At 68.6% G+C, this 13,710-nt stretch carries 15 protein-coding genes and 1 pseudogene; 7 read left to right on the top strand and 9 right to left on the bottom strand.

Annotated elements, in window-relative coordinates:
• Window positions 1-153: 153 nt before the first annotated feature.
• From ACFYO0_RS40215 to ACFYO0_RS40205, 3 genes and pseudogenes are all read left to right on the top strand, one after another.
• A pseudogene (locus ACFYO0_RS40215) lies at window positions 154-903 on the top strand (AraC family transcriptional regulator); the annotation flags it as partial.
• Window positions 904-1,016: 113 nt separating this feature from the next.
• Window positions 1,017-1,778, top strand: a complete 762-nt coding sequence (locus ACFYO0_RS40210; protein WP_388686367.1) for an AzlC family ABC transporter permease — start codon at window positions 1,017-1,019, stop codon at window positions 1,776-1,778.
• Window positions 1,775-2,083 carry an AzlD domain-containing protein gene (locus ACFYO0_RS40205; RefSeq protein ID WP_388686366.1) on the top strand — a complete coding sequence of 103 codons (309 nt, stop codon included), beginning with the start codon at window positions 1,775-1,777 and terminating at the stop codon, window positions 2,081-2,083. The genes ACFYO0_RS40210 and ACFYO0_RS40205 overlap by 4 nt, the downstream gene beginning before the upstream one ends.
• 94 nt (window positions 2,084-2,177) lie before the next feature.
• On the opposite strand, the gene ACFYO0_RS40200 is transcribed toward ACFYO0_RS40205, so the two are convergent.
• A complete protein-coding gene (locus ACFYO0_RS40200) occupies window positions 2,178-3,122 on the bottom strand; it encodes a hypothetical protein (protein ID WP_388686364.1) in 945 nt (314 codons plus the stop codon).
• A gap of 79 nt (window positions 3,123-3,201) precedes the next feature.
• Between ACFYO0_RS40200 and ACFYO0_RS40195 the strand changes: the two genes are divergently transcribed.
• From ACFYO0_RS40195 to recX, 4 genes are all read left to right on the top strand, one after another.
• Window positions 3,202-3,396 carry a DUF3046 domain-containing protein gene (locus ACFYO0_RS40195; protein ID WP_344390026.1) on the top strand — a complete coding sequence of 65 codons (195 nt, stop codon included), beginning with the start codon at window positions 3,202-3,204 and terminating at the stop codon, window positions 3,394-3,396.
• A gap of 60 nt (window positions 3,397-3,456) precedes the next feature.
• A complete protein-coding gene (locus ACFYO0_RS40190) occupies window positions 3,457-4,743 on the top strand; it encodes an AI-2E family transporter (RefSeq protein ID WP_388686363.1) in 1,287 nt (428 codons plus the stop codon).
• 226 nt (window positions 4,744-4,969) lie between these two features.
• Window positions 4,970-6,094, top strand: coding sequence for a recombinase RecA (recA, locus tag ACFYO0_RS40185; protein WP_388686361.1), 1,125 nt, complete (start codon window positions 4,970-4,972; stop codon window positions 6,092-6,094).
• A gap of 3 nt (window positions 6,095-6,097) precedes the next feature.
• Complete coding sequence (gene recX, locus ACFYO0_RS40180) at window positions 6,098-6,991, top strand: recombination regulator RecX (protein ID WP_388686359.1); 894 nt, start codon at window positions 6,098-6,100, stop codon at window positions 6,989-6,991.
• Between the two features lie 174 nt (window positions 6,992-7,165).
• On the opposite strand, the gene ACFYO0_RS40175 is transcribed toward recX, so the two are convergent.
• The 8 genes from ACFYO0_RS40175 to ACFYO0_RS40140 all read right to left on the bottom strand — a co-directional run bounded on the left by ACFYO0_RS40175 (window position 7,166) and on the right by ACFYO0_RS40140 (window position 13,495).
• A complete protein-coding gene (locus ACFYO0_RS40175; protein WP_388686392.1) occupies window positions 7,166-7,567 on the bottom strand; it encodes a rhodanese-like domain-containing protein in 402 nt (133 codons plus the stop codon).
• Window positions 7,558-8,103: a cysteine dioxygenase gene (locus ACFYO0_RS40170; protein ID WP_388686357.1), complete on the bottom strand. Its 546-nt coding sequence runs from the start codon at window positions 8,101-8,103 to the stop codon at window positions 7,558-7,560. Before ACFYO0_RS40170 ends, ACFYO0_RS40175 begins: the two co-directional genes overlap by 10 nt.
• Before the next feature lie 79 nt (window positions 8,104-8,182).
• Complete coding sequence (locus ACFYO0_RS40165) at window positions 8,183-8,254, bottom strand: putative leader peptide (RefSeq protein WP_328774051.1); 72 nt, start codon at window positions 8,252-8,254, stop codon at window positions 8,183-8,185.
• A 106-nt stretch (window positions 8,255-8,360) separates the two neighbouring features.
• Window positions 8,361-9,944, bottom strand: a complete 1,584-nt coding sequence (locus tag ACFYO0_RS40160) for an FAD-dependent monooxygenase (protein ID WP_388686389.1) — start codon at window positions 9,942-9,944, stop codon at window positions 8,361-8,363.
• Window positions 9,945-10,134: 190 nt separating this feature from the next.
• On the bottom strand, window positions 10,135-11,043 hold the full coding sequence (locus tag ACFYO0_RS40155; RefSeq protein WP_388686356.1) for an amino acid ABC transporter permease: 909 nt from the start codon (window positions 11,041-11,043) through the stop codon (window positions 10,135-10,137).
• Window positions 11,040-11,714: an amino acid ABC transporter permease gene (locus ACFYO0_RS40150; RefSeq protein ID WP_388686388.1), complete on the bottom strand. Its 675-nt coding sequence runs from the start codon at window positions 11,712-11,714 to the stop codon at window positions 11,040-11,042. The genes ACFYO0_RS40155 and ACFYO0_RS40150 overlap by 4 nt, the downstream gene beginning before the upstream one ends.
• A 96-nt stretch (window positions 11,715-11,810) precedes the next feature.
• The gene (locus ACFYO0_RS40145; protein ID WP_388686354.1) at window positions 11,811-12,662 is read right to left on the bottom strand and encodes a glutamate ABC transporter substrate-binding protein; all 852 of its coding nucleotides are present in this window, start codon (window positions 12,660-12,662) and stop codon (window positions 11,811-11,813) included.
• Window positions 12,663-12,718: 56 nt separating this feature from the next.
• Window positions 12,719-13,495 carry an amino acid ABC transporter ATP-binding protein gene (locus tag ACFYO0_RS40140; RefSeq protein WP_388686353.1) on the bottom strand — a complete coding sequence of 259 codons (777 nt, stop codon included), beginning with the start codon at window positions 13,493-13,495 and terminating at the stop codon, window positions 12,719-12,721.
• Window positions 13,496-13,710 lie beyond the last annotated feature (215 nt).

Raw genomic sequence — 13,710 nt, 5'->3', positions numbered from 1 at the left:
GCGCTGCGATGAGGGCGTACGCACCGTCCGGGACCCGTCGTGACCCCGAACCGTCTCGGCTCCCAGCAGAGGGCGGGGCCGGGCCTGACGGCAGCCATACCCGCTGCCCGAAACCCGCCGAACCCGGCCGGCGACCTGGCGCAGAATGGGGACATGGCAGGTTCGGGCGAGCGAGCGCGGCACTGGCAGTACCCGGAACTGCCAGGTGTCGACCTGCTGCGCGCCCGGTACATCCGGAAGACCTTCGTCCGGCACACCCACGAGAACTTCGTCATCGCCGCCATCGCCGACGGCGTCGAGGTCTTCCATCACGGCGGCGCTGACCAGTACGCGGGACCCGGCTCCCTGGCCCTGGTCAACCCCGATACCCCGCACACGGGTCGCGCGGGCGGTCCCGAGGGCTGGCGGTACGGAGCGGTCTACCCGTCCCCCGACCTGGTGGCCGAGATCGCCGCCGAAACCACCGTGATCCGCGGCACCCCCGGATTCATCACGCCGGTGCTCGACGACCCCTACGCCGCACGCCTGGTCCACCAAGTGCTGCGTGCAACCGACGAGGGCAACGCACTCGCCGCCGACACCCTGCTGAGAGTCGCCGTCACCCGGCTGCTGCGACTGAACGGCGGGCCGCTCCCGCAGCGCGCCCCGCGCACGGCGGGCGCCCGAATCGCTGCACGCGCGCGTGCCGTCCTCGAGCAACGGATGACCGACCCGCCCACCCTGGAACGGCTCGCCGCCGACCTCGGCACCAGCCCCTTCGCGCTGCTGCGCGCCTTCCGCGACACCTACGGCATGCCTCCGCACGCCTGGCTGACCGACGCCCGCGTACGCCGCGTACGCCACCTCCTCGACGCCGGCACCGCGCCCGCCGAAGCCGCCCACGCGGTGGGCTTCACCGACCAGCCGCACCTCAACCGCCACTTCACCCGGATCGTGGGCGTGCCGCCAGGGGCATACCAGCGCGAGCGCAAGAACGTACAAGACCCACAGGAGGGGCTCCTTCTACCGTCCAAGGCGTGGCAGAACAGACAGCTCTCGCAGACACACGTGGTGAAGACGGCGGAAAACCCGACGCCGCCGTCGTACGAGACGCACTCGGAGTCGGGATCGCCGTCGGACTGTCCGGTTTCGCCTTCGGGGTGACCTCGGCAGGAAGCGGCCTCACCCTGCTGCAGACCTGCGCGCTCAGCCTCCTGGTGTTCACCGGCGCCTCGCAGTTCGCCCTCGTGGGAGCGCTCGCGGCCGGAGGCAACCCGTTCACCGCCGCCGCGGGCGCGTTCTTCCTTGGTATGCGCAACGCCTTCTACGGGCTGCGTCTTTCGCAGTTGCTGGCCCTCCCGCGCGCGGTGCGGCCGTTCGCTGCCCAGTGGGTCATCGACGAGACCGCGGCCGTAGCGCTCGCTCAACCCACACGACGCAGTGTGCGGATCGGCTTCACTGTCACTGGACTGACCCTCTACGTGCTGTGGAACCTCACCACGCTGCTCGGCGCATTGGGGGCCGAAGCAATCGGCGACACCAACGCATGGGGCCTGGACGCCGCCGGGCCCGCCGTCTTCCTGGCCCTGCTCGCGCCGATGCTCAAGACGACCACGGAGCGGGCCGTCGCGGGCCTCGCGGTCGTCCTCGGCCTCGGACTTCTGCCCGTACTGCCCGCCGGTGTGCCCGTCCTGGTGGCCGCGCTCGCCGCCCCGGCTGTCCTGTGGGCGGAGGGCCGCCGCAAGGGGCGTACGACCGCTGTGAAGCCCGCCAACGACGCACCAGGGGAGGACCGTTGAACATCTGGATCGCGATCGCCGTGACAGCCGTCGGTTGCTATGCCGTCAAGCTCATCGGTCTCCTCGTCCCCGCGGGCGTCCTGGAACGGCCGCTCGTCCAACGGCTGGCCGCCCTGCTGCCCGTCGCCCTGCTGGCCGCCCTCACGGCCCAGCAGACCTTCGCCGACGGCCGGGTCCTGGTCCTGGACGCGAAGGCCGCCGGGCTCGCGGCAGCCGCCGTGGCGTTGCTTCTGCGGGCTCCCTTCTTGCTCGTCGTCGCGGCGGCTGTGGTGGTTACGGCAGGGGTGCGGGCGATGACCGGCTGACGTACAGGGCGGGCACGCGCGTGGAGGCCGATGGGCGGCACGCGCGCGTAGAGGTCGGTTTACGTACGCGCCGCCCTGGAAGCCCCCGGACACGTCAGCCGACAGGGCGCCCGTACGCCCGCAGAGTGCACAACGCCTCGATCGTGACGATCGGACGCGCCTCCAGGGCCGCGCCCGGCGCCCACTGACGCCAACGGATCGGCCAACCGCCGTCCTCCTCCTGCGCGTCGGCCAGAAAGTCCAGCGAGCGCGCCATCTCCTCGTCGGTGAACCACGCGCGCGCGAGCGAGTCCGGTGTCTTCGCGTAGTCGTGCGCGAAGTGGTGCTCGCCCGGCGCGTAACCGGGCGCCACCGGAAACTCCTCAGACCGCTCCGGGTCCAGCGCTGCAAGCCGGTGCTCGCGCACCAGACGGCCGAGCCGGTCGGCGGCCGCCTCCGCGCGCGAACGATCGGGAGCCGAGTCCAGAAAGGCCACGGCCGCCTCGATCTCGTACGGATGCGACTTCTCCAGAGACTCCACCGCCTGCCAGCAGAAATCGGTGGCCCTGAACAGCCAGGCGTGCCACACCTCATTGCGGTGCAACAGGCCCACCACGGGCCCTGTGGCGAGGAGTTCACTGGGCGGATCGTCCACGACCGGCACGAAGGGGGCCACGGGATAGCCGCGCTGGCTGGGATGGATCGCCGGCAGCGCGCCGTCCTGCGTCGACACGGCGGTCAGATAGCGGCACACACGCTCCACCCGCTGCCCGCCGCACCGCTCGATCGAGTCCAGGACACGCAGCGCGTGCCCGGTGTGCAGGGGCTGGCTGACCGGGCCACGAAAATCGGGCTCAAGCGCGTGGCCGTACCCCTCGTCCTGATTGCGGTAGGCGGCCAGCGCGGTCTCCACCGCGTCGGCATCGCCACCGAGGAAGTGGTACGCGAAACGCCGCTGCTCCAGCACGCGCGCGGTGAGCCAGACGAAGTGCTCGGCGCGGGCGAGCGGGGAGTGTGCCGGGTGCTTCGGGGGGAGTGGGGATGCTCCAGTTTCGGCCATGGTCCGACCGTAGGACGGAAAGCGTTCTCGACAAGCGGTCCCGGCTCGGCCCCACTCTCAGGGGCGGGATACTGAAGTCATGCGGTTGACGGTCTTCTGGCAGCGGATGGCGGAACACTTCGGCAAGGGGTACGCCGACACCTTCGCGCGCGATCACGTGATGTCGGAGCTCGGAGGACGCACCGTGCACCAGGCGCTGGACGCGGGCTGGGAGGCGAAGGACGTGTGGCGCGCGGTGTGCACGGCCATGAACGTTCCGTACGAAAAGCGCTGACCGACCACAAAGATCCGAGGACCTAGGCCGATTGCCGGTGGCGTGGGCGAGACTTGGACGGTGGCATCGACAGATGAGACCGCCCAGGTCGGACAGCAGGCATCCCCGCTTGGCACAACGCCGCCCACGCGGCCCTCGACCCACGGTCCGACGGGGCGCGCCCGCATGCCAAGCTGGCTGCCGCGCGCCATGGTGCTCGCCCTCGCCCTCATCGCCTGCTTCCAACTGGGCAGTTGGGCCTTCCACCAGCTGACCGGGCTGCTGATCAACATCCTGATCGCGTTCTTCCTGGCGCTTGCCATCGAACCCGCGGTGAGCTGGATGGCTGCGTACGGTATGCGCAGAGGACTGGCCACCGCGCTCGTGTTCTTCGCCGTGATGATCGTGAGCGCGGGCTTCGTCACACTGCTCGGCTCGATGCTCGCCGGGCAGATCGTCGACATCGTCGAGGACTTCCCGAAGTACGTCGACTCGGTGATCAGCTGGATCAACACGACCTTCCACACGGAGCTCAGCCGCGTCGACATCCAGGACAGCCTGCTCCGCTCCGACTGGCTCCGCAGGTACGTGCAGAACAGCGCGGGCGGCGTCCTTGACGTGTCCGCCCAGGTCGTGGGTGGTCTCTTCCAGCTCCTGACGATCACACTGTTCTCGTTCTACTTCGCCGCCGACGGACCGCGACTGCGGCGCGCGCTGTGCTCCGTACTGCCGCCCGCCCGCCAGGCCGAGGTGCTGCGCGCCTGGGAGATCGCCGTCAACAAGACCGGCGGATACATCTACTCACGCGGCCTGATGGCACTGATCTCGGGCATAGCGCACTACATCCTGCTGGAGTCCCTCGGCGTGGACTACGCGCCCGTGCTCGCCGTCTGGGTGGGTCTGGTCTCGCAGTTCATCCCCACGATCGGCACGTATCTCGCCGGCGCCCTGCCCATGCTGATCGCTTTCACAGTCGATCCCTGGTACGCGCTGTGGGTGATGGTCTTCGTCGTGATCTACCAGCAGTTCGAGAACTACGTGCTGCAGCCCAAGCTGACCGCCAGGACCGTGGACGTCCACCCGGCAGTCGCCTTCGGGTCCGTCATCGCGGGCACCGCGCTGCTCGGTGCCGTCGGCGCGCTGATCGCCATCCCCGCCGTCGCCACGCTGCAGGCCTTCCTGGGGGCGTATGTCAAGCGGTACGACGTCACGGACGACCCGCGGGTGCACGGACACCGCAGGCGGGGCTCAGGCGCTCTCCTCACGCGCATACGAGGCTGGGTACGCGGGTCTGGGCAGACGGATCCGGTGGAGGGAGGGGAAGCGGCGGAGGGAGCGGCCGGGAAAGCCGTGCGGGACTCCTCGTAGGGCATCCACGCACACGCCCACGGGTCGCGGTTGAGGCGGGTGGTGCGCTTGACACCAAAATCGAACATCCATTCTTATGGAATCTCCGGCGGGGCTCTGGACGGCGATTTCGCGGGGAAGTGCCCGAGTTATCCACAGGCAGGACGGGCGTCGGGGCGCATTGTCAGTGGCAGGCGTTAGCGTCTTTGACGTGAAGCGATCGACTCAAGCAAATCGGGTGGAACCCATGGCAGGAACCGACCGCGAGAAGGCCCTCGAAGCCGCACTCGCACAGATTGAACGGCAGTTCGGCAAGGGCGCAGTGATGCGCATGGGCGAGCGGCCGAACGAGCCCATCGAGGTCATCCCCACCGGGTCGACCGCACTCGACGTAGCGCTCGGCGTCGGCGGCATCCCGCGCGGCCGAGTGGTGGAGGTGTACGGACCGGAGTCCTCCGGTAAGACGACCCTGACGCTGCACGCGGTGGCGAACGCGCAGAAGGCCGGCGGTCAGGTGGCGTTCGTGGATGCGGAGCACGCCCTCGACCCCGAGTACGCGAAGAAGCTCGGCGTCGACATCGACAACCTGATCCTGTCCCAGCCGGACAACGGCGAGCAGGCCCTGGAGATCGTGGACATGCTGGTCCGCTCCGGCGCCCTCGACCTCATCGTCATCGACTCCGTCGCCGCCCTCGTGCCGCGCGCGGAGATCGAGGGCGAGATGGGTGACTCGCACGTGGGTCTGCAGGCCCGCCTGATGAGCCAGGCCCTGCGGAAGATCACCAGCGCGCTCAACCAGTCCAAGACCACCGCGATCTTCATCAACCAGTTGCGCGAGAAGATCGGCGTGATGTTCGGCTCCCCGGAGACCACGACCGGTGGCCGGGCGCTGAAGTTCTACGCCTCGGTGCGCATGGACATCCGCCGCATCGAGACCCTGAAGGACGGCACGGACGCGGTCGGTAACCGCACCCGTGTCAAGGTCGTCAAGAACAAGGTTGCGCCACCCTTCAAGCAGGCCGAGTTCGACATCCTCTACGGACAGGGCATCAGCCGCGAGGGCGGCCTGATCGACATGGGCGTGGAGCACGGCTTCGTCCGCAAGGCCGGCGCCTGGTACACGTACGAGGGCGACCAGCTCGGCCAGGGCAAGGAGAACGCTCGTAACTTCCTGAAGGACAACCCCGACCTCGCCAACGAGATCGAGAAGAAGATCAAGGAGAAGCTGGGCGTCGGCGTGAAGCCGGTGGAGCCGACGGTCGAGCCGGGCGCGGACGCGGCGGTCGCGGCAGTCCCGGGCGAGGCAGCGAAGGCGGTGCCCGCTCCGGCGGCCAAGGCCACCAAGTCGAAGGCCGCGGCGGCCAAGAGCTGATCCATGACGCGACGAACCGACTGGGCCGAGTACGTCCATCCCGGTGCCCCGGAGGCGCGGGGGCATCGAGGTGGCGTCGGCTCCATCGGAGACGACGACGGGGCGAACAGCGGTCACGGGCTGGACGGCACCGGCGCATTGGGCGCCGAGGGGGCGTACGGAAGTGATCCGGACGGTGATGACGGGCCGCACGGCGGCCCGCGCCGTGGTGACGGTCCGCCCCCTCCTGACGGTTTGGGGCATGGTGACGGTGCACCAAGCAGCGGCGTGAGTTGGGGCGGTGGCCGTGATGGACGGTCTCGTGGCCGCCGGAGGCGCGGCTTCGGGGAGTCGTCCGGCGGCTCGAAGGATGGAGGCCCCCCTACCTCGTCGAGGGCCGAGGCGGGGGAGCCTTCAGGGGACCCGGCTGAGCGGGCGCGGGCCATCTGCCTGCGTCTGCTCACCGGGACTCCGCGCACGCGAAAGCAACTCGCGGACGCGCTGCGCAAGCGCGAGATCCCGGACGATGTGGCGGATGAGGTGCTGTCCCGCTTCGAAGAGGTCGGCCTGATCAACGACAGCGCCTTCGCGGACGCCTGGGTGGAGTCCCGGCACCACGGCCGGGGCCTGGCCCGGCGGGCGCTGGCACAGGAGCTGCGGACCAAGGGTGTGGACTCGACGCTGATCGACGAGGCGGTCGGACAGCTCGACTCCGAGCAGGAGGAGGCGACGGCGCGGGAGCTCGTGGCACGCAAGCTCCGCTCCACCCGGGGCCTCGACCGCGACAAGCGGCTACGGCGCCTTGCGGGCATGCTCGCCCGCAAGGGTTACTCCGAGGGCATGGCGCTCAGAGTGGTCCGGCAGGCGCTGGAGGAAGAGGGGGAGGACACGGAGGGGTTGGGGGACGAGGGGGCCTGATCCAGAGGCCCGATTGTGGCTGCGAGGCGCACCCTGGTCGCCGGGTAGCAGCTGGCCCGCCCCCACCGCTATTATGCCCAAGTAGCCGGGTACGCACTCCATTCACGCTGCTCACGCCACGTACGCGCGCCGATGCGCATGGAACTCCGACAGCGGCGCTTGGAGTCCCGACGGCTAAGACGTCACCGGAAGCCCAGACGCCCGCCACGCTTGGAAGCCCCCCACCAGATCCGTAGCCCGGCGCAGCCCCAACTGCCGCAGTGACGCGGCAGCGAGGCTCGACGCGTAGCCCTCGTTGCAGACCACCACGATCCGTAGATCATGACTCGTGGCCTCGGGGGCGCGATGGCTGCCCTGTGGGTCGAGTCGCCACTCCAGTTCGTTGCGCTCGACGACGAGGGCGCCGGGGATCAGGCCGTCACGGTCGCGCAGAGAGGCATAGCGGATGTCGACCAGTAGAGCCTCGCCGGCCTGCGCGGCATGGTAGGCATCCGCAGCCTCTACGCGGTCGAGGTCCGAGCGGACGTGCTCGAGCAACTCGTCGATTCCCACGGGTCGTTCGGTGCTCACTGCCAGTCCTCCGGCCGTTCGACCTGCTCGAGGCGCATGACCTGGCCGGTACGGCTGTAGCGGCGGATCCGGGGCAGCGGCGGGTAGTAGGCGTGGACGGAGATCGCGTGCTGCTCGGTGGACTCGTTGAGTACCTCGTGCACATGGTTGCGACCGAAAGCGCGTCCCTTGCCGGCCGGCAGTCGTCGTTCCTGGTCGATTCCCTCGGTGAGTTCCAGGGTCTTCCAGCCGTCGGTGGGCAGCCGGGCCGTGAGCGAGTTCTCCTTGAGCTCGCCCGACGCCGTGAGGAAGGCCCCGATCGACTCGGCGTGGTCGTGCCAGCCCGTGCCGGTGCCGGGCGGCCATCCGATGAGCCAGGCCTCGCTGCCGCCGGGTCCTTCCAGACGTACCCAGGTACGGCCCTCAGGGTCGAGCGGGAGTGAGGCGATCAGCCCGGTGTCGGCGGCCGTTCGCCGGACGAAGTCCAGCAGGTCGGCCTGGGTGGGGGTGGCGCGAGTGGGCGTGCTGTCCATGGGAGCGGAGGCAGAGGGTGACACAGACACGGGTACCGTCCTGATGAGTGTTCGCGCGGGGGCGCGGGCCGAACAGGGGGTGGCGCGCGCGGGTGACTGGGATGCGAATTCAGCAGGACGAGTGACACACGCAGCCTGCATAGCGGACGAGGTCCATATGGACCCTCCGCCACAGGTGCACACAGGTGTCTGTCACGATCCGGAGTACACCATGGCGGTGCGGGCCGGTCAACCCGGAGTCGCTGTATGGACAAGGGCTCGGTGGCGCCGTGTGGACAGGGGGCGGCTCAGCTCGTTCCCGCCGTGGTCTGGGCCGTGGCCCGTGGTCTGCCCAGCGTCGCCTCGGCGGCCTCGTACAGATCGGCCGGGCGCACCCCGCTCAGCGCCGTGACCAGGTGTCCGTCGGGGCGGATCAGCAGCACGGTGTGTGCGGCGGCGCCCGGATAGGCCTCCGCGACGAGCAGTTCGGCGGGGTGCGGCAGCGCGGTCACGGCGGCCGCGAGCCGAGGCATGATCCCGGCAGTCATCCAGTGCTTGCGCTCCCACACACCCGTACCCGGCGCGATCAACAGCACGAGGAGCGCGTCACGACCCAGCCGATCCCGCAGTTGCACGAACGAACCGTCCTCCGCCGTCACCCGCACATCGACGACCGGAGCACCCACCTCCGTGGCGACCTCGGCCGCCGACTCGGCGCGTGGAGGCGTGAGCGGCGAATCGGCGTACGCCCCCGGCGCGCCCAGCGGGCCGCGTCCGAGGTGACCGTCTGTGAGCAGCGCATCGTGGCCGCGGGCCGAGCCGGGCACGACGGAGCGCAGGCCTCCGCCGGCGCGCAGCAGCGGAAGCGACTGGTCGGCCGCGCGCAGCCGGGCGGCAACGATGGCGCGCCGTTCCACCTGGTAGCTGTCGAGCAGCGCCTCATGCGGACCGTGGTGCCAGGCGAGGGCCAGCTTCCATGCGAGGTTGTCGGCGTCCCGCAGGCCCTCGTCGAGCCCCTGGGCGCCGAGTGCGCCCAGCAGATGTGCGGCGTCTCCGGCGAGGAAGACCCGGCCGACCCGCCACCGGCGGGCCAGGCGGTGGTGGACGATGTGGACTCCGGTGTCGAGCAGTTCGTACGGAGGTGTGGAGCCCCCGCTCCAGCCCGCGAGGGTCTCCCGGACGCGCGCCACCAGCAGGTCGGGGGTGACCAGGTCCTTCCCCGGCGGCAGCAGCCAGTCCAGCCGCCACACGCCGTTGGCGAGGGGACGCCCGGTCACTTCTCCGGCCGAAGGCCCGGACGTCCGCCATGGCGGCATCCGGTGCAACAACGCCTCGCCGGGCCACGGAAGTTCCGTACGCAGCGCCGCGACGGCGTGCCGCTCCACGGCCGTACGTCCCGCGAAGCGGATGTCCTGGAGCTTGCGGACGGTCGATCGCGGACCGTCGCAACCGATCAGGTAACTGCCGCGCCACCATGTGCCCTTGGGGCCGCGGGTGTGCGCCGTCACGCCCGCCTTCTCCTGCTCTATCGAGTCGAGGCGGTTCTCCACGGCGATCTTGATCAGGCGCTCGCCCGCGATCGCGTCCCGCAGGGCGGCCGTCAGCACGTGCTGGGCGATGTGCAGCGGTGCGGGTTCGTCGTCGCCGAACGTGATCTGCTGCATCACCTGCTTGCGCCGCATCGACCGCCATCCGGCCCAACGGAAACCGGCCTCGGCGATCGGGAATCCCGCGAGCCGCCCCATCAGCGCGGCGGTGTCCTCACGCAGTACGACGGTTCGTGCGGGCCGCTGCTCGTCCTTGCCGGGGCCCTCGTCCAGAACGACGGAAGGCACCTCCTGACGCGCCAGCGCCAGCGCCAGCGTGAGCCCGACGGGCCCCGCTCCGACGATGATCACCGGGTCCACGGCGTGGCTCCCCCTGCCCGGAGTGGTGTCCTGAGTGTCCTGTCGGGACTTGCAGCTGGAGCAGGGTGCACGATCACAGAACGTATGCAACCTATTGGTGGTGCTTGCGTCAAGTGACGGAGGCAGTGGCGATCACGCCACTGCCTCCGTACGGGTCACGCTGTTTGACTGTCCATCAGATGGAGCCGCCGGCACCGGTCGCCGCCGTGCCCCCCACCTCGCCGGCGTTGATGTCGTCCACATTGTCGGCCCCGAGGACCGCGCCCGTGCTCCTCTTGCTGCGGCGCAGCCTGCGCTCCAGCCAGCTCGCGAAGCTGGTGAGGATGAAGTTGAGCACGATGTAGATGACCGCCACCACGACGAAGCTTTGAACGACGTTGCCGTAGTTGGCAGCAAGAGTGCCGCGCGTGTTGAGCAACTCGGTGAACCCGATCATCACGCCGCCCAGTGCGGTGTCCTTCACGATGACCACGAGCTGGCTGACGATGGCCGGCAGCATGGCCGTGACAGCCTGCGGCAGCAGGACGCTGGTCATCGTCTGGCCCTTGCGCAGGCCGATGGCCATCGCGGCCTCCGACTGGCCCTTGGGCAGGGACAGGATGCCGGCCCGTACGATCTCGGCGAGGACGGACGCGTTGTAGAGCACCAGGCCGGTGACGACCGCGTAGAGGGGCCGCTGTTCGCTGGTGACGTTCGTGTAGCGGTCGTAGAACTCGTTGGCGAACAGCATCAGAAGCAGTACCGGGATCGCCCGGAAGAACTCGACCACCGCGCTGGCGGAACCCCGCACCGACAGGTGGTCGGAGAGGCGCGAGATACCGAAGACCGCGCCCAGCGGAAGGGCGATCAGCATGGCCAGTGACGCGGCCTTCAGCGTGTCGCCAAGGCCGGGCAGCAGATACGTCGTCCAGGCCTGGGACTCGGTGAACGGCTTCCACAGGGCCCACGTCAGCTGGCCCTTGTCGTCCAGGGTCTGCCAGATCCACCACAGGAGCAGAGCGAGCAGGACGAAGAAGACCACCGAGAGGAGCACGTTGCGCCGCTTGGCGCGGGGCCCCGGAGTGTCATAGAGAACGGAGCTCATCGCTTCACCGCCAGTCGCTTGCTGAGCCAGCCGAAGAAGAGGCCGGTCGGGAGGGTCAGTACCACGAACCCGAATGCGAAGACGGCGCCGATGAGCAGTGTCTGGGCCTCGTTCTCGATCATTTCCTTCATCAGGAGGGCGGCCTCGGCCACGCCGATCGCGGCCGCCACGGTCGTGTTCTTGGTCAGGGCGATCAGCACGTTGGCCAGCGGGCCGATCACCGAACGGAAGGCCTGTGGCAGGACGATGAGCCGGAGGGTCTGAGTGAAGTTCAGTCCGATGGCGCGGGCAGCCTCGGCCTGTCCGAGCGGCACCGTGTTGATGCCGGAACGGATCGCCTCGCAGACGAAGGCCGCGGTGTAGGCGACGAGACCGAGGATCGCCAGGCGGAAGGCTCGGACCTCGAAGTCGGACGCCCCCATCGTCACTCGGAAAATGTCGGAGAGGCCGAGCGAGGTGAAGACGATGATGACGGTCAGGGGGATGTTCCGGACGATGTTGACGTAGGCCGTGCCGAACCCGCGCATGAGTGGCACCGGGCTGACCCGCATCGCGGCCAGGACGGTGCCCCAGACCAGGGAGCCGACGCCGGAGAAGACGGTGAGCTGTACCGTCGTCCAGAAGGCGCCCAACAGGCTCGGGTCGTCATACTCTGAAAGAAAGTCGAACACGATTTCCCGCGCTTCCGGGTGTGTGTCGTACGTGGACAGCGCGGCGTGCCGCCGCCTTGATCGCAATCGGCGACGGCACGCCAGTGAACCCTCGCGCTACTTGACGATCTGGCCGATCTTCGGCGCGGGCTCGTTCTTGTAGTTGGCCGGACCGAAGTTGTCCGTGACCGCCTTGTCCCAGGCCTTCTCGCTGACCATCTTCTCCAGCGCGGCGTTGATCTTGTCGAGGGTCTCGGTGTCACCCTTCTTCACGCCGATGCCGTAGTTCTCGTTGCTCAGCTTCAGGCCGGCGAGCTTGAACTGACCCTTGTACTGCTCCTGCGCGGCGAAGCCGGCAAGGATCGAGTCGTCCGTGGTCAACGCGTCCACGGCGCCGCTCTGCAGAGCGGCGATGCACTCCGAGTAGCCGCTCCTCTCGGTGAGGTTGGCCTCCGGGGCGAAGTCGTTCTTGACGTTCTGCGCCGAGGTGGAGCCGGTCACCGAGCACAGGTTCTTGTCGTTGAGGTCGGTGGCCTCGGTGATGTCCGAGTCGGCCTTGACCAGCAGGTCCTGGTGGGCCAGCAGGTAGGGGCCGGCGAAGTCGACCGACTTCTTGCGCTCGTCGTTGATCGAGTAGGTGGCCGCGATGAACTTCACGTCACCGCGCTTCAGTGCGTTCTCCCGGTCGGGGGTCTTCGTCTCGACGAACTCGATCTGGTCGGCGTCGTAGCCGAGTTCCTTGGCCACGTACGTCGCCACGTCCACGTCGAAGCCGGAGAAGGAACCGTCCGGCTCCTTCAGGCCCAGACCGGGCTGGTCGTACTTGATGCCGATCTTGATCTTGTCGCCGCCGCCCGAGCCCGACCCCGAGTCGGCGCTGTCACTGTCGCCGTCTCCACCACAGGCCGTCGCGGTAAGGGAGAGGACGAGCGCGGTGGCCGCCGCGGCGGTGACCTTGCGAAGCTTCATGGTGAACATCCTTTGACTGGTGAGGAGAATGCCGTCGTTGAGGGTGGCGCAGGTCGTCAGTGGTGAAGGATCTTCGACAGGAAGTCCTTGGCTCGGTCACTGCGCGGGTTGCTGAAGAACTGGTCCGGCACAGCCTCCTCGACGATTCGGCCGTCCGCCATGAAGACGACACGGTTGGCAGCCGAACGAGCGAAGCCCATCTCGTGCGTGACGACGATCATGGTCATGCCCTCGCGTGCGAGCTGCTGCATGACCTCCAGGACCTCGTTGATCATCTCCGGGTCGAGGGCCGAGGTCGGCTCGTCGAAGAGCATGACCTTGGGATCCATCGCCAGAGCCCGAGCGATCGCTACGCGCTGCTGCTGACCGCCCGAGAGCTGTGCGGGGTACTTGTCCGCCTGGGCGGTAACGCCCACTCGGTCGAGCAGCGCCCGTGCCTTCTCCTCGGCGGCCTTCTTGTCCGCCTTGCGGACCTTGAGCTGGCCCAGCGTCACGTTCTCGAGCACCGTCTTGTGCGCGAACAGGTTGAACGACTGGAAGACCATGCCGACATCGGCACGCAGCCGGGCGAGTTCCTTGCCCTCCGCGGGCAGCGGCTTTCCGTCGATCGAGATGGTTCCCGACTCGATGGTTTCCAGGCGGTTGATGGCGCGACACAGGGTGGACTTTCCGGACCCGGAGGGTCCGATGACCACGACGACTTCACCACGAGCGATGATCAGGTCGATGTCCTGGAGCACGTGCAACGCGCCGAAGTGCTTGTTGACGTTCTTCAGCACGACCAGATCGTCGGCCGTGGGTACGGCGTCCTTGGTCACCGATACTTCGGTCATCGGCCTCTTGCTCCGTCCTCCTCGGTTGCGGAGGACAGTAGTAACGCCGTACGACCAGCGTCATTACATCTGAGGGGAAATTGAGCATAACGATCTGGTAGCAACCGGACACTCTTCGTGAACGGTCGCCTCCGGTCCGTACCGGCTGGGTAACGGAAACCCGCCGTGACCCGAACCCTCTTGACGCCGTACTTGCGCATCGGCGTGACTGCCTT

This window comes from Streptomyces sp. NPDC006365, from assembly GCF_042870755.1.
In the GTDB taxonomy this organism is placed as follows: Bacteria; Actinomycetota; Actinomycetes; order Streptomycetales; family Streptomycetaceae; genus Streptomyces; species Streptomyces xiangluensis.
Note: the sequence above shows the minus strand (reverse complement) of the source record. Positions and strands in the feature narration are given on the sequence as shown.